Origin of the sequence: Nocardioides taihuensis (assembly GCF_042657275.1) — a bacterium.
Classification (GTDB): domain Bacteria; phylum Actinomycetota; class Actinomycetes; order Propionibacteriales; family Nocardioidaceae; genus Nocardioides; species Nocardioides taihuensis.
Map to the genome: position 1 here is coordinate 131595 of NZ_JBHSKD010000027.1, position 18011 is coordinate 149605.

General features: G+C 73.1%; 19 protein-coding genes. 6 read left to right on the plus strand and 13 right to left on the minus strand.

What is annotated here, in order from left to right; genetic code table 11:
• Positions 1–6 precede the first annotated feature (6 nt).
• Genes ACFPGP_RS18660 through ACFPGP_RS18670 form a run of 3 tightly spaced genes read right to left on the minus strand, consistent with a single transcriptional unit; the run spans position 7 to position 3125 of the window.
• Positions 7–1116, minus strand: coding sequence for a prenyltransferase (locus tag ACFPGP_RS18660; protein WP_378592411.1), 1110 nt, complete (start codon positions 1114–1116; stop codon positions 7–9).
• Entirely contained in the window at positions 1103–1840 is a 738-nt protein-coding gene (locus tag ACFPGP_RS18665; protein WP_378592413.1) for a class I SAM-dependent methyltransferase, read from the minus strand. The genes ACFPGP_RS18660 and ACFPGP_RS18665 overlap by 14 nt, the downstream gene beginning before the upstream one ends.
• On the minus strand, positions 1827–3125 hold the full coding sequence (locus ACFPGP_RS18670) for a glycosyltransferase family 4 protein (RefSeq protein WP_378592414.1): 1299 nt from the start codon (positions 3123–3125) through the stop codon (positions 1827–1829). The genes ACFPGP_RS18665 and ACFPGP_RS18670 overlap by 14 nt, the downstream gene beginning before the upstream one ends.
• A 251-nt stretch (positions 3126–3376) precedes the next feature.
• Here ACFPGP_RS18670 and kstR point away from each other — a divergent pair, with 251 nt between their 5' ends.
• Positions 3377–3985, plus strand: coding sequence for a cholesterol catabolism transcriptional regulator KstR (gene kstR / locus ACFPGP_RS18675; RefSeq protein WP_378592415.1), 609 nt, complete (start codon positions 3377–3379; stop codon positions 3983–3985).
• Positions 3986–4002: 17 nt separating this feature from the next.
• Here the strand turns inward: kstR and ACFPGP_RS18680 are convergent, their stop codons facing one another.
• The 7 genes from ACFPGP_RS18680 to ACFPGP_RS18710 form a co-directional block, all read right to left on the minus strand.
• Entirely contained in the window at positions 4003–5433 is a 1431-nt protein-coding gene (locus tag ACFPGP_RS18680; RefSeq protein ID WP_378592416.1) for a sensor histidine kinase, read from the minus strand.
• Between the two features lie 193 nt (positions 5434–5626).
• On the minus strand, positions 5627–5809 hold the full coding sequence (locus ACFPGP_RS18685; protein ID WP_378592417.1) for a PAS domain-containing protein: 183 nt from the start codon (positions 5807–5809) through the stop codon (positions 5627–5629).
• Positions 5810–5974: 165 nt separating this feature from the next.
• On the minus strand, positions 5975–6730 hold the full coding sequence (locus ACFPGP_RS18690) for a glucose 1-dehydrogenase (RefSeq protein WP_378592419.1): 756 nt from the start codon (positions 6728–6730) through the stop codon (positions 5975–5977).
• Positions 6731–6772: 42 nt separating this feature from the next.
• On the minus strand, positions 6773–7672 hold the full coding sequence (locus ACFPGP_RS18695) for a 3-oxoacyl-ACP reductase (RefSeq protein WP_378592420.1): 900 nt from the start codon (positions 7670–7672) through the stop codon (positions 6773–6775).
• Complete coding sequence (locus ACFPGP_RS18700; protein ID WP_378592421.1) at positions 7669–7866, minus strand: ferredoxin; 198 nt, start codon at positions 7864–7866, stop codon at positions 7669–7671. The genes ACFPGP_RS18695 and ACFPGP_RS18700 overlap by 4 nt, the downstream gene beginning before the upstream one ends.
• A 47-nt stretch (positions 7867–7913) precedes the next feature.
• Positions 7914–8354, minus strand: a complete 441-nt coding sequence (locus tag ACFPGP_RS18705) for a pyridoxamine 5'-phosphate oxidase family protein (protein WP_378592422.1) — start codon at positions 8352–8354, stop codon at positions 7914–7916.
• Positions 8355–8377: 23 nt separating this feature from the next.
• A complete protein-coding gene (locus tag ACFPGP_RS18710) occupies positions 8378–9346 on the minus strand; it encodes an NAD(P)/FAD-dependent oxidoreductase (protein ID WP_378592423.1) in 969 nt (322 codons plus the stop codon).
• Between the two features lie 179 nt (positions 9347–9525).
• On the opposite strand from ACFPGP_RS18710, the gene ACFPGP_RS18715 reads away from it, so the two are divergent.
• Positions 9526–10092: a DUF1707 SHOCT-like domain-containing protein gene (locus ACFPGP_RS18715; protein ID WP_378592425.1), complete on the plus strand. Its 567-nt coding sequence runs from the start codon at positions 9526–9528 to the stop codon at positions 10090–10092.
• Positions 10093–10178: 86 nt separating this feature from the next.
• On the opposite strand, the gene ACFPGP_RS18720 is transcribed toward ACFPGP_RS18715, so the two are convergent.
• The 3 genes from ACFPGP_RS18720 to uvrB are packed head-to-tail and all read right to left on the minus strand — an operon-like array spanning position 10179 to position 13344.
• Positions 10179–10730, minus strand: a complete 552-nt coding sequence (locus ACFPGP_RS18720) for a hemerythrin domain-containing protein (protein ID WP_378592426.1) — start codon at positions 10728–10730, stop codon at positions 10179–10181.
• 44 nt (positions 10731–10774) lie between these two features.
• Positions 10775–11218 (minus strand): VOC family protein, encoded by a 444-nt coding sequence (locus tag ACFPGP_RS18725; RefSeq protein WP_378592428.1) that lies wholly within the window; start codon positions 11216–11218, stop codon positions 10775–10777.
• Positions 11215–13344, minus strand: a complete 2130-nt coding sequence (uvrB, locus tag ACFPGP_RS18730; RefSeq protein WP_378592429.1) for an excinuclease ABC subunit UvrB — start codon at positions 13342–13344, stop codon at positions 11215–11217. Before uvrB ends, ACFPGP_RS18725 begins: the two co-directional genes overlap by 4 nt.
• Before the next feature lie 122 nt (positions 13345–13466).
• Between uvrB and ACFPGP_RS18735 the strand changes: the two genes are divergently transcribed.
• From ACFPGP_RS18735 to ACFPGP_RS18750, 4 genes are read left to right on the plus strand one after another with little or no spacing between them, the layout of a single operon-like run.
• Positions 13467–16529 (plus strand): ATP-binding protein, encoded by a 3063-nt coding sequence (locus ACFPGP_RS18735; protein ID WP_378592430.1) that lies wholly within the window; start codon positions 13467–13469, stop codon positions 16527–16529.
• Positions 16526–16969, plus strand: a complete 444-nt coding sequence (locus tag ACFPGP_RS18740; RefSeq protein WP_465263271.1) for a roadblock/LC7 domain-containing protein — start codon at positions 16526–16528, stop codon at positions 16967–16969. The genes ACFPGP_RS18735 and ACFPGP_RS18740 overlap by 4 nt, the downstream gene beginning before the upstream one ends.
• Before the next feature lie 6 nt (positions 16970–16975).
• Complete coding sequence (locus tag ACFPGP_RS18745; protein WP_378592432.1) at positions 16976–17347, plus strand: DUF742 domain-containing protein; 372 nt, start codon at positions 16976–16978, stop codon at positions 17345–17347.
• Positions 17328–17921 carry a GTP-binding protein gene (locus ACFPGP_RS18750; protein ID WP_465263272.1) on the plus strand — a complete coding sequence of 198 codons (594 nt, stop codon included), beginning with the start codon at positions 17328–17330 and terminating at the stop codon, positions 17919–17921. Before ACFPGP_RS18745 ends, ACFPGP_RS18750 begins: the two co-directional genes overlap by 20 nt.
• The last annotated feature ends 90 nt before the right edge of the window (positions 17922–18011 follow it).

An 18011-nucleotide genomic window follows, 5' to 3' on the forward strand; every position in this document is an offset into this window, starting at 1 on the left:
CCGGCGTCAGCCGTGCTGCGAGGGGGTCGGGACGCAGCCGCACCCGAGGCCGATCTCGGCGAAGTCCGGCGCGAGGGAGGTCCCGCACATGACGTCCGAGGCGGGCGTCGTGCCGCTGAGCGCGTCCGCGGCGAGGATCACCGCCGCCGCGGTGTACGTCGTGTACTCGACCGGCCAGTGCACCGCGTCGGGGTAGACGTAGCCGGTCCAGTAGCGGCCCTCGCTCGAGCGGAGGTGTTGCATCTCGGCGAAGAAGCGCAGCGCCTGCTCCCGCTCGCCCAGTGCGTCGAGCGCCATCGCCAGCTCGCAGGTCTCGGCGCCGGTCACCCACGGGTTCTCGTCGACGCACTTGATGCCGAGCCCCGGCACCACGAAGTCGTCCCACCGGGTGGCCAGCAGCGCCCGCGCCGCCTCGCCGCGCACGGCACCGCCGAGGACGGGGTAGTACCAGTCCATCGACCAGTTCGACTTGTCCAGGAACAGGTCGCGGTGCTCGCGCAGCGCGTGCCCCAGGCGTCCGCCCGCGAGCTCCCACTCCGGCTGGGGCTCGTCGACCAGGGCGGCCAGCGCGACGCCGGCGCGCAGCGACTGGTAGATGCTCGAGGAGCCGGCCAGCAGCGCGTCGGGGGTGATCTCGCCCGGTTGGCCGTCGTGCCACTCCTGCGCCCACGCGACGCCGCCCCAGGGCAGCTGGAGGGAGACCACGAAGTCGAGGCCGCGCTTCACCGCCGGCCAGAACCGCTGCACGAACGACGAGTCGCGGCACAGCCGCCAGTGGTGCCAGACCCCGACGGCGAGGTAGGCCGACATGTTGGCCTCGCCGCTGTGGTCGACGACCTCGCCCACGACGACCTTCAACGGCCACGAACCGTCCTCGCGCTGCATGCGCAGGCACCACTCGAAGGCCCGTCCGGCGGCCTCGGTCTGCCCGCCGAGCATCATCGCCATCGCCGACTCGACGTGGTTCCAGGCGTCCGTGTGCTCCCCGGGTGTCCACGGCACCGCCCCGTCCGGCTCCTGCATCGCCGCGATCGAGGCCGCCGTCTCGGCGACCTGCTCCGCGGTCAGGATCCCGGGGACGTGGGGCACCGCCGCGTGGTCGTCACGCCAGGTCATCGCCGGCCCCGGCCCCCGGCTTGCGCAGGTAGACGACCATGCTCTTGCCGATCAGCGGGTCGAGGAGCTTGCCAGCGAGCTGCAGCGCCTTCGGCTGGTGGACGATCTCCCAGACGAGGAGCTTGTGGTAGGCGCGTGCGAGCGGGTGGTCGTCCTTGTGGACGCCGACCGCGCACTTGATCCACCAGTACGGCGCGTGCAGGCCGTGCGCGTAGTCCTTGCCCTCGAAGACCAGGCCGGCGTTCTCGAGCTTGGTCACGAGCTCCTTGTCGGTGTAGATCCGGATGTGGCCGCCCGGGACGTCGTGGTAGTCCGAGGACAGCCGCCAGTTCACGATCTCGGGGAACCACCGCGGCACCGAGACCGCCATGGTGCCGCCCGGTCGCAGCACGCGCGCCAGCTCGGCGATCGCCTGGATGTCGGCCGGGACGTGCTCGAGCACCTCCGCTGCCACCACGCGGTCGAACTCGCCGTCGGCGAAGGGCAGCGACAGCGCGTCGCCCTCCTTCACGTCGGCCTCGGCGCCGACGGGAACCTCGCCTGCCTCACGCATCGCCGCGAAGATCTCGCGCACGCCGGCGAGCTCGTCGGCGTCCTGGTCGAAGGCGATGACGTCGGCCCCACGGCGGTACATCTCGAAGGCGTGGCGCCCGGCGCCGCACCCCATGTCGAGGACCCGCTCGCCGGGCCGCAGCCCCAACCGGTCGAAGTCAACGGTCAGCACGGGTGCCCCTCTCCTGGTGGTACTCCTCGATCGCCTCGGCGTACGCCGCGGCGGTGGCGGCCGCGACCGCCCGCCAGCTGAACTTCTCCAGCACCCGGCGCCGGCCGGCCGCCCCCATCCGGGCCCGGCGCTCGGGGTCGTCGAGCATCGCGGCCAGCGCCAGCTCGAGCTCGCCGACGTCACCGGGGGTGACCAGGTCGGCGCAGAGGCCGTCGGGGCCGACCACCTCGGGGATGGCGCCGGCCCGCGAGACGACCAGCGGCGTCTCGCAGGCCATCAGCTCGGCGGTGGGCAGGCTGAAGCCCTCGTAGAGCGACGGCACGCAGGCGACCTCGGCGGAGCCCATCAGGGTGACCAGGTCGCGGTCGCTGATGCCGTGCACGAAGCGCACGTCGTCGGTGATGCCGAGACGGTCGACCAGCTGCTCGGTGCGCCCGCCCTCCTGCGGCTTGCTGACCAGCACCAGCTCGACGTCGCGCTCGGTGCGGAGCTTGGCGAAGGCCTCGAGCAACGTGGCGATGCCCTTCATCGGGGCGTCGGCGCTGGCCATGGCCAGGATCCGTCCGGGCACCCGCGGCTCGGTCGGCGGGGTGAACGCCTCGTCGACGCCGAGCAGGATCACCTGCATCTTCGCGAGATCCACGCCGAAGTCGCGCGCGATGTCGCGGCGCGAGGCCTCCGACGGGGTGAGGATCCGGCGGGCCTCGCGCGCCACCCGGGCCTGCATCCGCACGAAGCCGTACCAGCGACGCAGGGTGAGCTTGCGGTAGAGGTTGGGCGCGGCGGCGAGGTCGATCCGCCGGTCGAAGGTGATCGGGTGGTGCACCGTGGTCACCATCGGCAGGCCCATCCGCTCGACGTCGAGCAGGCCGCGACCCAGCACCTGGTTGTCGTGGACGACGTCGAAGTCGGCGACCCGGCGCCGCAGCAGGCGGGCCGCGCGGGTGCTGAACGTCTTGGGCTCGGGGAAGCCCGCGACGCACATGGTGAGGAACTCCTCCACGTCGATGCGGTCGCGGAACTCGCGCGGGCGGGGGATCCGGAAGGGGTCCGGCTCGCGGTAGAGGTCGAGGCTGGGCACCTGGGTCAGCCGGACGCCCTCGTCGAGCTCGGGGTAGGGCTGGCCCGAGAAGACCTCGACGTCGTGCCCGAGGGCGACGAGCTCGCGACTCAGGTGCCGGACGTAGATCCCCTGGCCGCCACAGTGCGGCTTGCTCCGGTACGACAGCAGGGCGATGCGCAGGGGGCGTCCCGCGCGGGGCGCCTCGGGCGCGGCAGGTGCCACGTCGCGACCTCTCTTCTCGGGAACGTCCGGGCCACTCGCCGGAGGCTGGTGCCGGGGTTGCGCGACAGGATGACACGCGGGGCCGGACGAGGTGGAACGTGTTCCTATTGTGGTCCACCGGTTGCTAGCCTAGTGACGAGACAACGAGGCCCGGGGGGCGCCTGTTCCGCAGGGACGCCGTCGTCTGGATCACACCCGTCGCGTGCGGCTCCGAGCGGGCCCGCCGCGGCGGCACCACGGACGGAGCACGCGTGAGCACCAACTCCCTGAGCGGGTCCCTGACTGTCGACGAGCTCGGCTCCGCGGCCCAGCGCGAGCGCCGCAAGCGCATCCTCGACACGACCATCGCCCTGGCGAGCAAGGGCGGGTTCGACGCCGTCCAGATGCGGGCCGTGGCCGAGCAGGCCGACGTCGCGCTCGGCACGCTCTACCGCTACTTCCCCTCCAAGATCCACCTGCTGGTCTCGGCGCTCGGCCGCGAGTTCGAGGTGGCCGAGGCGGCGACCCGCGAGAAGCCGATCCCCGGCGACACCCCCCACGAGCGGGTGATGTACGTGCTCACCCGCACCACCCGCGGGCTCCAGAAGGACCCCCACCTCACCGAGGCGCTGACCCGGGCGTTCATGTTCGCCGACGCCTCGGTGCAGAACGAGATCCACGCGGTCGGCATGCTGCTGACCTCGATGCTCACCCGCGCCATGCACCCGGGGAAGACCGAGCTCTCCGACGAGGACGTCGCGATCGCCAAGGTGATCGGCGACGTCTGGTTGTCCGCGCTGGTCGGGTGGGTGACCGGGCGCACCACCGCCGACGACGTCAACACCCAGATGGACGTCGCGGTCGGGCTGCTCCTGCGCTGAGGCGCTCCGCGGCTTGGTCAGGCGACCGGCAGCCGCACCTCGACGACCGTGCCGCCGCCCTCGCGCGGTCGCAGCGCCACGCAGCCGCCCTGGAGCTCGAGCAGCTGGCGGACGACCGCGAGGCCGAGCCCCGTGCCGCCGTCCGCCTCGCCCCGGCGCCCGCGCTCGTACTCCCCGAGCACCACCTCGACGTCCTCGGGATCGATGCCGCGGCCCCGGTCGGCCACCTCCGCGCGCACCCGCGGCTCCCCCGCCACCGGCCCGACCGTCACCTCGATCACGGTGCCCGGGGGCGAGTACGCCACGGCGTTGCCCAGCAGGTTCTGCAGCACCCGCCGCATCGCCGCCTCGTCGGCCAGGGCCACGGCCGGGCCGGCCTCGGCGACGCGCACCTGGTGGTCGTCGAGCGCCGCCTCGAGCTCGCTGGCCACGTCACGCGCCAGGACGGCGAGGTCGAGCGGCCGCGGGTCGATCCGCACCGCCCCGGCGCGCAGCCGGGTGTGGGCGACGAGCTGGTCCACCATCCCGCTCAACCGCTCGGCGTTCGCCACGATCCGCTGGGCGAGGTCACGGCCGCGCTCGTCGTCGGGGGTGCGGGTGAGCACCTGGGCGAAGCCGCGGATCGCGGTCAGCGGCGTGCGGAAGTCGTGGGAGATGCCGGCGAGGAACGACGTCCGTGCCTCCTCGAGCCGCTGCTGCTCGGTCAGGTCGCGGGTCACCTTCGTGTAGCCGGTGGGCCGGCCCGAGCCGTCGTGCACCGCCGTGATCACGATGTCGCCCCAGAACCGAGAGCCGTCCTTGCGCACCCGCCAGCCCCGGTGCTCGGCGCGGCCGTCGGCCGCGGCCCGTGCGAGCAGCTCCTCCGGCAGGCCGGCCGCCCGGTCCGCCTCGGGGTAGAGCAGCGAGAAGTGCTGCCCGACCGCCTCGTCGGTGCTCCACCCCTTGAGCGAGGCGGCACCGGCGTTCCAGGTGGTGATCCGGCCGCTGACGTCGAGCCCGATGATCGCGTAGTCGACGACCTGCTCGACCAGGAGCCGGAACAGCTCCTCGCTGGCCTCCAGCTCGAGGTTCGCCGCGCGCTCGTCGCTCAGCTCGCGGGTGACCTCGCCGTAGCCGATGAGGGTGCCCGTGTCGTCGTGCAGCGCGGTGATCACGACGTCGGCCCAGAAGCGCGAGCCGTCCTTGCGCACCCGCCACCCGGCGTCGCGGACGCTGCCCTCCTCGCGGGCCCGGGCCAGCAGCCGCCCGGGCAGCCCGGCGGCGCGGTCCTCCGGGGTGTAGAAGGTCGACAGGCTGCGCCCGACGACCTCCTCGGCGTCCCAGCCCTGGAGCAGGCGGGCGCCGGCGTTCCAGCTGGAGACGTGGCCCCCGGTGTCGAGACCGTAGATCGCGTAGTCGACCACCTGGGCGACGAGCGCGCGCTCGCCGGTCTGGTCCAGGTCGGTCATCCTCCGATGGTAGGGGTCGCGTGCCCGGCGGAGGCGGTCCCGAACGCCGCGGGCGGGTCAGTCCGGCGCCTCCGGCAGGTCGATCAGCACCCGGGTGCCACCTCCGACCGCGGCCTCGAGCGACACGGTGCCGCTCTGCTCACGCACCAGCTGCCGCGGCCGGACTCGACCGTGTCGACGAGCAGGCGCTCCGTCAGCGTGATCGGTCACCGTCGGGGCCGGTGAGCGCGAGGGCGAGCGGTCGGTCGACCACTTGGTCGGGGACGACCCCGAGCAGCTCGCAGGCCGCCGCGCTCAGCCCGATGACGCGCCCGTCGGCGTCGAGGCCGACGAGGCCGTGGTCGGGGGCCGGCGGAAGGCTCCCGGAGCCGCTCACCCGGCCACCCCCGGAGGGCGGCTGTTCGGTGACCACGGGGCGAGCGCAGGGCAGGGCGGTGCGGGTGTCCCGGTGGGCTCTCCGGGGCCCGGGCCGCCGACCAGACCACTGGTTCCGCGGCGGTCCAGCGACCCGGATGGACAGACCCCGGCCGCGCCGGGGGGCTCAGCCCCCGAAGGCGTGCGTGGCGGTCACGCCGCCGTCGATGGCGATCTCGGCGCCGTTGACGTAGCCGCTCTCGTCGCTGGCGAGGTAGACGTACAGCGGGGCGATGTCGGCAGGGTGGCCGACCCGGCCGAGCGGGATCTTGGTGGCGCCGTACTCCATGGCGGCGTCGCCGCCGTGCACGCGGGTCATCGGGGTGTCGACCATGCCGGGGTGCACCGAGTTGACCCGGATCCCCTTCGGCCCGAGCTCCATCGCCGCCACCTTGGTCATGCCGCGGATCGCGAACTTGGTGGCGGAGTAGCCCACGCACGACGCCATGCCGCCGAGCCCCTCGATCGAGGAGGCGTTGATGATCGAGCCGCCACCGTGCTCGCGCATGGTGCGCGCCACGGCCTTCATGCCGAGGAAGCAGCCGAGCTGGTTGACCCGGAAGAGGAGCTCGAACTCCTCGGCGGGCATGGTCTCGATCTCGCCGAAGCGGAGGATGCCGGCGTTGTTGGCCAGCACGCTGACCGGCCCGAACCGCGCCTCGGTCTCGGCGACCAGGGTGGTCCACGACGCTTCGTCGCTGACGTCGTGGTGGCGGAACCAGGCGGCGTCGCCCAGCTCCGCGGCGAGCGCCTCGCCGGGCTCGTCGGCGACGTCGGCGACCACGACCTTCGCGCCCTCGGCGACGAAGGCGCGGACGATGCCGGCGCCCTGGCCCTGCGCGCCGCCGGTGACGATGGCGACCTTGTTCTCCAGGCGACCCATGGGTGTTCCTCTCGGGTTCTGCGGTGGTGTCCGGGGCCGGACTCAGACGGTGAGCTGCATGACCGCGTCGGCGGCGAACCCGACCGACGGATCGCGCCCGGCGAAGAAGCCGCCCAGCTGCTTGGACAGGTCCTCGGCGTCCCAGGTGGCGCCGGTGGCGTCGAAGCGCTGCTCGACGACCGGGGCAGCGAGCACCGCGACCATCCCGCCGTACACGACGAAGCACTGTCCGGTGACCCGCTCCGCGGCCGGCGAGGCCAACCAGGCGACCAGCGGGGCGACGTGGTCGGGCGAGTAGGGATCGACCTCACGGCCCGAGGTGTCCTCGCCGAAGACCTCCGCGGTCATCGCGGTACGGGCGCGCGGGCAGATGGCGTTGGCCGTGACGCCGGCGCGGGCCAGGCCGCGCGCCGTCGACAGGGTGAGCGCCATGATCCCGCCCTTGGCCGCGGCGTAGTTGGCCTGTCCGGGCGAGCCTGCGAGGAACGCCTCGGAGGCGGTGTTGACCACGCGCCCGTAGACCGGGCCCCCCCTCCTCTTGGACAGGGCGCGCCAGTGGGCGGCGGCGTTGCGCGAGAGCAGGAAGTGCCCGCGCAGGTGGACGCGCAGGACGAGGTCCCACTCCTCGTCGGAAAGGTTGAAGAGCATCCGGTCGCGCGTGATCCCGGCGTTGTTGACGACGACGTCGAGCCGGCCCCAGTCGTCGACGGCCGCCTCCGTCAGGGCGTCGGCGGTGGCGCGTTCCCCCACGTCCCCGGCCACGACCACGGCCTCCCCGCCGGCGGCGCGGATCTCCTCGGCCGTGCCCTCGGCCGCGCCCGGCAGGTCGTTGACCACGACCCGGGCCCCGGCCGCGGCGAGGGCGAGGGCCTCGGCACGGCCGAGGCCGGCGCCCGCGCCGGTGACGACGGCCACGCGGCCGTCGAGGGAGGTGTCGCTCACCCCTCGCCCTCCAGGGAGATCGCGGCGCGCGGGCAGGCGGCGACGGCGCGCCGCACGGCGGCCTCGTTCTCCGGGGTGGTCTCGTCGGTCTTGAGCTGGAGGAAGTCGTCGTCGTCCAGCTCGAAGACCTCGGGTGCCAGCGACTCGCACAGGGCGTTGGACTCGCAGAGGTCGAAGTCGACTTTGATCTTCACGGTGCCTCCTCCGGGTTGGCGTGGGTGACGGTGGTGGGTGTTCGGGCTCAGACCATCTTGCGGTGGTCCCAGGTGGCGACGTGCTCGGGACGGACGACGACGGCGACCCGCTTGAGCACCTGGCGCTCCACCTCGGCCCGGCCGAGCTCGCCGAGCTCCTCGAACGACGAGGCGCCGACCATGCGCGTGGCCACGGCCGAGCCGATCGCGCGGATCCGGTCCGGGTCGCGCACGAGCTCGGCGGTGCCGGTGATCGAGACGCCCCGCAGCTCGAAGTAGTCGGTGCCGTCCTCGACCAGGCAGGCCAGGCGCGGGTCGCGCTCGAGGTTGCGGATCTTCTGGCTGCGTCCGTAGGTCCAGAACGCGATGTCGCCGTCGACGAGCGTGTAGAAGAGCGTGGTCAGGTGGGGGACGCCGCCGCGGCCGGTGGTCGCGACCTGCACCTTGACCTGGCCGGCGAGGAAGGCGGCGACCTCGTCGTCGGTCATCCGGACCCGGTCGCGCCCGGAGCTCACTGTCCCTCCGAGGAGTGCCCCGGGAAGACGTGGGCGCTCGGGTCGATCACGACGGCGGCGTTGTTGACGGCCGTGGCGGCCTCCCCGAAGCCGACCGAGATCAGGCGGACCTTGCCGGGGTACTCGGTGATGTCACCGGCCGCGAAGACGCGGCGCAGGCTGGTCTGCATCGACGGCGCGACGACGACGTGCCGCTTCTCGACCTCCAACCCCCAGTGCTGCAGGGGGCCGAGGTCGGCGACGAACCCCAGCGCGGCCACCATCGCCTGCGCCGGGTAGGTCGTGGTCTCCTCGCCGTCCACGGTGATGTCGACCGACTCGAGGTGGCCGTCGCCGTGCAGGGCGGTCACCTGGGCGCGGGTGACGATCCTGACCGAGGTGGCCTTGACCTGCTGCACGGTGCGCTCGTGCGCCCGGAACGCGTCGCGACGGTGCACCAGCACCACCGAGCGCGCGACGGGCTCGAGGTGCAGCGCCCAGTCGAACGCCGAGTCCCCGCCGCCGACGATCACGACGTCCTTCCCGGCGTACGGCGCGAAGCTCGGCACGAAGAACTCCATGCCGCGACCCAGCCAGCCCTCCCCCGCCGGGAGCGGCCGGGGGCTGAACTTGCCGATGCCGGCGGTGATCAGCACCGCGCCGGCCGTGATCTCGGTGCCGTCGTCGAGGCCGACCGTCACGGAGTCCTCGTCGTGGCGCAGCGTGAGGGCGGTGCGGTCGAGGAAGTACTCAGGCGACGCGGTGGCCGCCTGGGCGACGAGCCCCGCGACGAGGTCTCGCCCCTTGACGTGCGGGAAGCCGGCGACGTCGAGGATCCCCTTCTCGGGGTACATCGCCGTGATCTGGCCGCCGAGCTCGGGCAGCGAGTCGACCACGGCGACGCGGAGCCCGCGGAAGCCGGCGTAGTAGGTGGCGTAGAGCCCCGTGGGGCCCGCGCCGATGACGAGGAGGTCGGTGTCGGGCACGACGCGATCCTTCTCCTCGCGACAGGCAGGCTCAAGCGACCCGCTGGACTGGAACGTGTTCTAGTTTAGGCGAACGTAGCGCGCGGCAGACGCGCTGTCCACCGTCGACCGCCCCGGACGGCCGCGACCTAGGATGCCTGCGGAGACGGACCGGACGGCCTGGAGAGGGGGCGCGGCGCATGTGGGAGTCGTTCAGCCACGACCCGCGCGACCCCGCGAACGCCGCGCTCCGGGCCTCCGACGCCGACCGCGACGTCCTCCACCAGCTGCTGGCCGAGGCCTATGCCGACGGCCGGCTCGACCGCGAGGAGTTCGACGTCCGCACCAGCGCGGTGGTCGCGGCCCGCACGCTCGGGGAGCTGCCCCCGCTCGCCGAGGGCCTGGTCGCCACGGGGACGGCGGTGCCCGCCCTCCGCCCGGCGGGCGCACTCTCCCCCGCCGAGGTCGACGCCGAGGCCGTCGAGGCCTGGCGCGCTGACCGGCGCGAAGCCCTGTGGGGGTTCATCGGGGCCTCGGCCGTGACCTGGACGATCTGGGCGGTCGTGATGCTCGGCGGATTCCCGTGGCCGTTGTTCGTCATGGTTCCGGCAGCACTCAACGTGCTGCGCACCCAGTTCCAGCGCGCCGACATCGTGGCCCAGAAGCGCCGCAGCATCGAGAAGCGCGAGCGCAAGGCGCTCGAGCGACGCCGGGACGGGGACGACGGGGCCGACACGGACGAGGCCGCAGACGGGGACGACGCGTGAACCGCCGGCTGACCTGACCCGCCTGGTCGGGCTCACCCGCCCCCAGGCCGTCGCGCCACACGCGGAGCCGCCGCCGGAGCGGTAGCTCAGCCGTCGTCCCCGTCGTCGAGCACGCCCTCGCGTCGCGCCTGCGCGACCAGCGCGCGCACCTGCGTGAGGGCGCCGCAGTCGTCGTCGAGGTGCGCGTTGCGGGCGGTCGCGAAGGTCGCGCCGAGCTCGGCCCGCACCCGGTCGCCGATCTCCTCGCGGGCGGGGTTGAGGATCGTCAGCTCCTCCTCGGTGAGGTGGTGGTTGACCACCCGGGCCAGCTCCTCGACGGCGTCGTCGAAGGCCTGGGTGTCGGTCCCCGCGAGCTCGAGCACGGCGAGCAGCGCCTGGTTGCCCTCGGCGTGCTCCTCCTCCCCGTGCTCGGCCTCGTGCTCACCGACGGCGTCGCGGCGCCGCAGCTGTGGGTAGACGTGCTCCTCCTCGGCCAGCGCGTGCGCCACGTGCAGAGCCGAGAACGCCCGGCGCACGGCGTCGCGGTCGGAGCTGGCGTCGCGCAGGTCGCGCAGCAGGGACTCGAAGCGGCGGTGGTCGTCGAGGATCAGCTCCACGACGTCGCCCGAGACGGGGCGGCCGAGCTCGATGGCAGTCATGGCGTCACCCTAGGGTCGCCGGACAACCGGTCTGGTCCGGGCGATCAGTCGAGGCAGAACTCGTTGCCCTCGGGGTCCTGCAGCACGAGGTGGCCCGCGCCCATGGGCGGTGCCGGCTCGTGCCGCTCGACCCGGGTAGCACCGCGCCTGACCAGACGCTCGCACTCGGCCTCGAGCGCGGCCATCCGCTCCTCGCCGGTGAGGCCGGGGGCGGCCCGGACGTCGAGGTGCACGCGGTTCTTCGCGGTCTTGCCCTCGGGCACCTGCTGGAAGAACAGCCGCGGCCCGGAGCCGGTCGGGTCGTGGCAGGCCGAGGCGCTGTTGCGCTGGTCCTCCGGGACGCCGAACGCCTCGAGCGCGGCGTCCCACGTGTCGAACCCGGGCGGCGGCGCGTCGATCTCGTAGCCGAGCGCCTCGCACCAGAAGGCCGCCAGCGCTCCCGGGTCGTGGGCGTCGAAGGTGAGCTGGAGCTCTCGCACGTCGGTCACGACGCCCCCGCATTCATCATCTGTCGCAGCTCCTTCTTGAGGTCGGAGATCTCGTCGCGCAGCCGGGCGGCGAGCTCGAACTGCAGCTCCCCGGCAGCGGCCTTCATCTGGTCGGTCAGCTCCTGGATCAGCGAGGCCAGCTCGGAGCTGGGGAGCCCGGCGATGTCCGGGGCGTGCTGCCCCGCCGCGGCGGCCGCGAGCGCCGGGACCGGCTGGCGGGCCTTGACCCCGCCGGCGCGCCCCTTGGCCTCGGTGCCGGCCCAGGTCTCGAGCAGGGCGCGGGTGTTCTCGTCCTCGCGGGCGAGCATCTCGGTGATGTCGGCGATCTTCTTGCGCAACGGCTGCGGGTCGATGCCGTGGGCCTCGTTGTAGGCGACCTGCTTGGCGCGGCGGCGGTTGGTCTCGTCGATGGCGGACTCCATCGACGGCGTGATCCGGTCGGCGTACATGTGCACCTGGCCCGACACGTTGCGGGCCGCGCGGCCGATCGTCTGGATCAGCGACTTGTCGGAGCGCAGGAAGCCCTCCTTGTCGGCGTCGAGGATCGCGACCAGCGACACCTCGGGCAGGTCGAGGCCCTCGCGCAGCAAGTTGATGCCGACGAGCACGTCGTAGTCGCCGAGGCGCAGGTCGCGCAGCAGCTCGATGCGCTTGAGCGTGTCCACCTCGGAGTGCAGGTAGCGGGTGCGGATGCCGGCGTCGAGCAGGTAGTCGGTGAGGTCCTCCGACATCTTCTTGGTCAGTGTGGTGACCAGCACCCGCTCGTTCTTCTCGGCCCGGACCCGGATCTCGTGGATCAGGTCGTCGATCTGGCCCCTGGTCGGCTTCACCACGACCTCGGGGTCGATCAGGCCGGTCGGACGGATGATCTGCTCGACGGCGTCGCCGCCGACCTTGTCGAGCTCGTAGTCGCCCGGGGTCGCCGAGAGGTAGATGGTCTGGCCGATCCGGTCGAGGAACTCCTCCCAGCGCAAGGGGCGGTTGTCCATCGCGCTCGGCAGCCGGAAGCCGTGGTCGACCAGGTTGCGCTTGCGGGACATGTCGCCCTCGTACATGCCGCCGATCTGCGGCACCGCGACGTGCGACTCGTCGATGACGAGGAGGAAGTCCTCGGGGAAGTAGTCGAGCAGGCAGTTGGGCGCCGAGCCGCGGTTGCGACCGTCGATGTGCATCGAGTAGTTCTCGATGCCGGAGCAGGAGCCGACCTGCCGCATCATCTCGACGTCGTAGGTCGTGCGCATCCGCAGCCGCTGCGCCTCGAGCAGCTTGCCCTCGCGCTCGAACTGCGCGAGACGGTCCTCGAGCTCGAGCTCGATGCCACGGATGGCCCGCTCCATGCGCTCGGGGCCGGCGACGTAGTGGGTGGCCGGGAAGACGTGGAGCTCCTCGTCCTCGGTGAGCACCTCGCCGGTGACGGCGTGCAGCGTCATCAGCCGCTCGATCTCGTCACCGAAGAACTCGATCCGCACCGCGTGCTCCTCGTAGACCGGGAAGATCTCGAGGGTGTCGCCGCGCACCCGGAAGGTGCCGCGGGTGAAGCTCATGTCGTTGCGGGTGTACTGGATCTCCACGAGCCGCCGCAGGATCGAGTCGCGGTCGTGCTCCTCGCCCACGCGCAGCCGGATCATGCGGTCGACGTACTCCTGCGGGGTGCCGAGGCCGTAGATGCACGACACGGTCGAGACCACGATCACGTCGCGCCGGGTCAGCAGCGAGTTGGTCGCCGAGTGGCGCAGCCGCTCGACCTCCTCGTTGATCGAGGAGTCCTTCTCGATGTAGGTGTCGGTCTGCGGGACGTAGGCCTCGGGCTGGTAGTAGTCGTAGTAGGAGACGAAGTACTCCACCGCGTTGTGGGGGAAGAGCTGGCGCAGCTCGTTGGCGAACTGCGCGGCGAGCGTCTTGTTGGGCTGCATCACCAGCATCGGCCGCTGCACCTGCTCGGCGACCCAGGCCACCGTGGCGGTCTTGCCGGTGCCGGTGGCGCCGAGCAGCACGATGTCCTGGACGCCGGCCTGCACCCGCTCGGTGATCTCCTTGATCGCGGTGGGCTGGTCGCCGGAGGGCTGGAAGTCGGAGTCGACCCGGAAGGGCGCCACCCGGCGCTCGAGGTCCGTCACTGGTCGCATGCGTCGAGCCTAGACCGGCCCACCGACAGCCCCACCCGGTCGCGTGTCGCTCCCGGGGTGGCGGCAGGCGGCGTGGAAACTTTAGGCAATTTCACCCTCACGGATTCTCAAGAATCCCTATGGTGAGCCGGGAGTCCCTGTGGGGGGTCTCAGGAGCCGGCGCCGCCGGCCTCCTCGATCGACGGGCCGGTGAGGGTATGTCGCACAGGAGATTTTCAGTCGCGGAGTGGTCGCTGCGGCGCAAGCTCGCGCTCGCGCTGACCATCCCGATGGTCCTGGCCGCGGTGTTCGGCGGGCTCCGCGTGCGCACCGAGCTCGACGAGGCGGCGAACTACGTCGCCACCGAGAGCCAGGTGACGGTGCTGCGGCCGGCGGTCGGGTACCTGACCGCCGCCGAGCGGGCGGCCGTGGTCGCGCGTGGCACCGACCTCGACGACCCCGAGCGCACGTCCGTCATCGAGGCCGTGGACTACGCCGGGCAGTCCCTCGAGGACGCCGCCGCCGCCGCCGACCTGACCCCCGAGCAGCAGGCCATCATGGACGACCTGCTCGCCACCAGCGGCGAGCTGCGCGACGGCCGCGCCTACGTCAGCCCGGCGGGCCTCGTGTCGCAGGTCCGCCGCCTGCAGTCGAACGTCACCGCCCTGGTGAGCGCGATCTCGACCGAGCAGATCAACCCCGACCCGCGCCTCCTGGCCCTCGTGCACGTGCTCGACGGCCGCCTGTCGCTCTCCATGCAGCAGGTCATGGTGGCCTACAAGGACGGCTCCGACGCCAACCCGGTCGAGCTCGCCGCGGAGGTCGGCGTCGAGGCCGCCGCCGTCGACCGCCTGGCCGGCAGCCTGGACCCGGCGCCGGACGAGGTCCTCGAGCTCCAGCAGGAGAACGCCCTGCGCTTCGGCGAGGTCCGCTCCGGCGGGACCGACATGGGAGCCCTCGAGGCCTACTCGGCCTACGACAAGCTCTCGGTCGACCTGCTCGACGGCATCGACGCCCAGCTCGCGGCCGGCACGGCCGAGGCCCGGCGCCTCGTCGGCCTCAACGCCGCGGTCACGCTCGGCGCCCTGCTGCTCGCCTTCCTGCTGGCGCTGATGGTCTCCCGCCTGCTGCTCCGCCCGATCCGCACGGTGCGCGACGGCGCGCTCGAGGTCGCGAACGAGCGGCTGCCCGAGGTCGTCGCCAAGATCCGCGCCGGCGAGGACCCGGGCGAGATCGTGCCGATCGCCGTCACCACCCACGAGGACATGGGCCAGCTGGCCCGGGCCGTGGACGACCTCCACCGACAGGCGGTCGTGCTGGCGTCCGGCGAGGCCCAGCTCCGTTCGCAGGTCGGCGACATGTTCGTGACGCTCTCGCGCCGCAACACCTCGCTGATCAACCAGCAGCTGCGCCTCATCGAGCACCTCGAGAACGACGAGGAGGACCCGCAGCGCCTCGAGAGCCTCTTCCGCCTCGACCACCTCGCCTCCCGCATGCGCCGGACGGCGGAGTCGCTGATGGTGCTCGCCGACGCCCCGACCCGCGGCGAGGCCGCCGAGCTCACGATCGCCGACGCGCTGCACGCCGCCAACGCCGGCGTGCAGGACTACCAGCGGGTGCAGATCGTCTCCACCCCGCCGGTGCGGATCAAGCCGGCCGCCGCCGGCGACGTGGTCCACCTGCTGACCGAGGTCGTCGACAACGCCCTGGCCTACTCGCCGCCGACGACGCCGGTGCTGGTGATGACCACCGCGACGGTGCACGGCACCACGATCCAGATCAGCGACGCCGGCCTGGGCATCCCGGCCGACGTCCTGACCGCGCTCAACGAGGACCTGCGGGTCGGCGGCGACATCAACGCCGAGACCGCCCGCCGGATGGGCCTGCTGGTGGTCGGCCGCCTGGCCCGCCGCCACGGCATCACCGTGCGGCTGGAGGCGAACGAGCGCGGCGGCACCACGGCCACCATCGTGCTGCCCGGCTCCATCCTCTTCCGGGCCGCGCCTGCTCCGGAGGCCGACGAGCCGACCGCCACGCCGGTGGCCCGGGCGCCGCACCTGGTGCCGGTCCCCGACCCGGAGGTGGTGGCGGACGCCCTCGTCGCCGAGGCTGCCGACACCGACCTGGTCACCACGGCCGACGCCGCCGTGGACGTGGAGGCCGAGGTGGAGGCCGACATGGAGGCCGACGTGGAGGTGGAGGTCGCCGGGGCCGACGTGGAGGCCGACGCCGCCGACGAGCCGGTGCTCGCCGGGACCGCCGACCTCCCCACGGACGAGGTCACCGAGGACGAGACCGGGGACGACGGCGACGACGTCCCCGCCGGGGAGCCCGAGCGCGACCCGATCGCCGACGCGATCAACGCCGTGATCCGGCTCCCCCAGCGCCAGCCCGGTGGCACCGGCGCCGGCAGCGAGTCACCGGCCGCGTCGGGCCCTGCCCTGCTCGGCCCGCGCCCGGGCCGTGACACCACGACCCCGTCCCGGCCGACGCCCGTGCCGCGCCGCGAGCCCGTCGGTGCGCCGTCCGGGTCCGCGCTGCCGCAGCGGTCCTCGGCCGCCCCGGCCGTGCAGGAGGTCGTGGAGATCGCCGAGCAGCCGGACGTCGAGCAGCCGGACGTCGAGCACCGCGTCGAGGAGCCGGCCGTCGACCAGCCGGTGGCCGAGGTCGTGCCCGAGCCGGTCGTCGAGCCGGTCGTGGCCGTCGAGCCCGAGGTCCGGCGCCCGGTGGCGCCGACCTCGCTCACGGTGGTCGACGCGCTCGACAGCCCCGCCGCACCCGAGGACCTCGCCCACGAGGAGAGCCCGATCTTCGGCAAGCTGCGCTCCAACTGGCTGAGCTCCGACGGCGCCGAGGAGCGCCCCTGGACGTCGTCCGCCGTCGAGGCCGGCTGGGATGCCGCGGACCGTGTCTCCGGCGCGGGTGCCGCCCCCCTGACCGACGCCGGCCTGCCCATGCGGCGGCCCGGCAACCGCCTGGTGCCCGGTGGCGTCCCCGGCGCCGCGCCCGCCGCTCCGGCGGGTCCGGCCGCCGGCCCGGCCCGCTCCACAGCCCCCCTGGTCCGGGACCCGGAAACCATCCGGACCCGGCTGGCCGCACACGCGGCCGGCGTCTCGCGCGGTCGCTCGGCCGCCGGATCCCCCCTCCCCGCCCCGGCCGCTGCTGCCGCGCAGCCGGCCCCGCAGAAGGAAGCTGACCCGGTATGACCGAGAACATGATGCTGACCAACCAGTCCGGAACCTCCGCGGAGCGTGGCCTGGACTGGCTGGTGACCCGGTTCGTCGACGAGGTCCCCTCGACGGCGCACGCGATCCTCGTCTCCGCCGACGGTCTCCTCATGGCCGCCAGCGCGAGCATCCCGGAGGACCGGGCCGAGCAGGTGGCCGCCGTCTCCTCCGGCCTGGCCAGCCTCGCCGTCGGCGCCGCCGGCCTCTTCGAGGGCGGAGGCGTGCTGCAGACGGTCGTGGAGATGGAGCACGGCTACCTGCTCCTCATGAGCGTCGGTGACGGCTCGCACCTCGCGGTGCTGGCCCAGGACTCCGCCGACCTCGGACAGGTGGGCTACGAGATGGCCCTGCTGGTCGACCGCGTCGGCAGGATGGTGCAGGCCAAGGCCCGCGTCTCCGTCGACGGAGCGGGCAGGTGATCAGCCGTGGTCGCACTGGAGAATGACTGGGAGGACGACGCGCCGCCGGCGCGGAGCGTCCGCCCCTACACGCTGACCGCCGGACGCACGCGCGCCCGCGTCGACCTCCCCGTGGAGGCGGTGCTGGAACTCCAGCCCCTGGCCGGCCGCCCCGACCCGCACGGCCTCAGCGGAAGGATCCTGGAGGTCGCCGCCGGCCAGTCCGTGGCCGAGGTCTCCGCCCGGGTCCGCCAGCCCATCGGCGTCGTCCGGGTGCTGCTCGGCGACCTGGTCGAGCAGGGGTACGTGAAGGTCCGGGCCACCCTGGACGAAGACGCGTCGATGGACGAGCGCCGCGACCTGATCGAGAGGACCCTCCGTGGACTCCGTTCGCTCTAGTGCCGCGCGGAGCGCGGCCTCCACCAAGATCGTGGTCGCCGGCGGCTTCGGAGTCGGCAAGACCACCCTGGTGGGCTCGGTCTCCGAGATCGTGCCCCTGCGCACCGAGGCGCTCGTCACCAACGAGTCCGAGGGCGTCGACGACCTGGAGGCGGTGCCGTCCAAGTCGACCACGACCGTGGCCATGGACTTCGGCCGGATCACGCTCGGCGAGGACCTGATCCTCTACCTGTTCGGCACGCCCGGGCAGAAGCGGTTCTGGTTCATGTGGGACGACCTGTGCCGGGGCGCGATCGGCGCCGTGGTGCTGGTCGACACCGCCCGCCTCGACGAGGCGTTCGCGCCGCTGGACTACTTCGAGGCCAAGGGGCTGCCGTTCATCGTGGCGGTCAACACCTTCGAGGGGAACCGCCGCTACGCGCTCGACGACGTGCGCGCAGCGCTGGCGATCCCGGCCGACGTGCCGATGATCGAGGTGGACGCCCGCGACCGCGAGTCGGCCAAGGAAGCGCTGATCCGGATCACCGAGTACTCGCTGACGCACCTGGACCGCTCGGCCGCCGTCGCTCGCTAGACGGGTCGCGCCACCAGGGCCCGGGCGGCGTCCGTGTCGTCGCCCGGGCCTCTGGTCCGCCTCTGGTTGGATGGCGGGCGTGAACAGGGA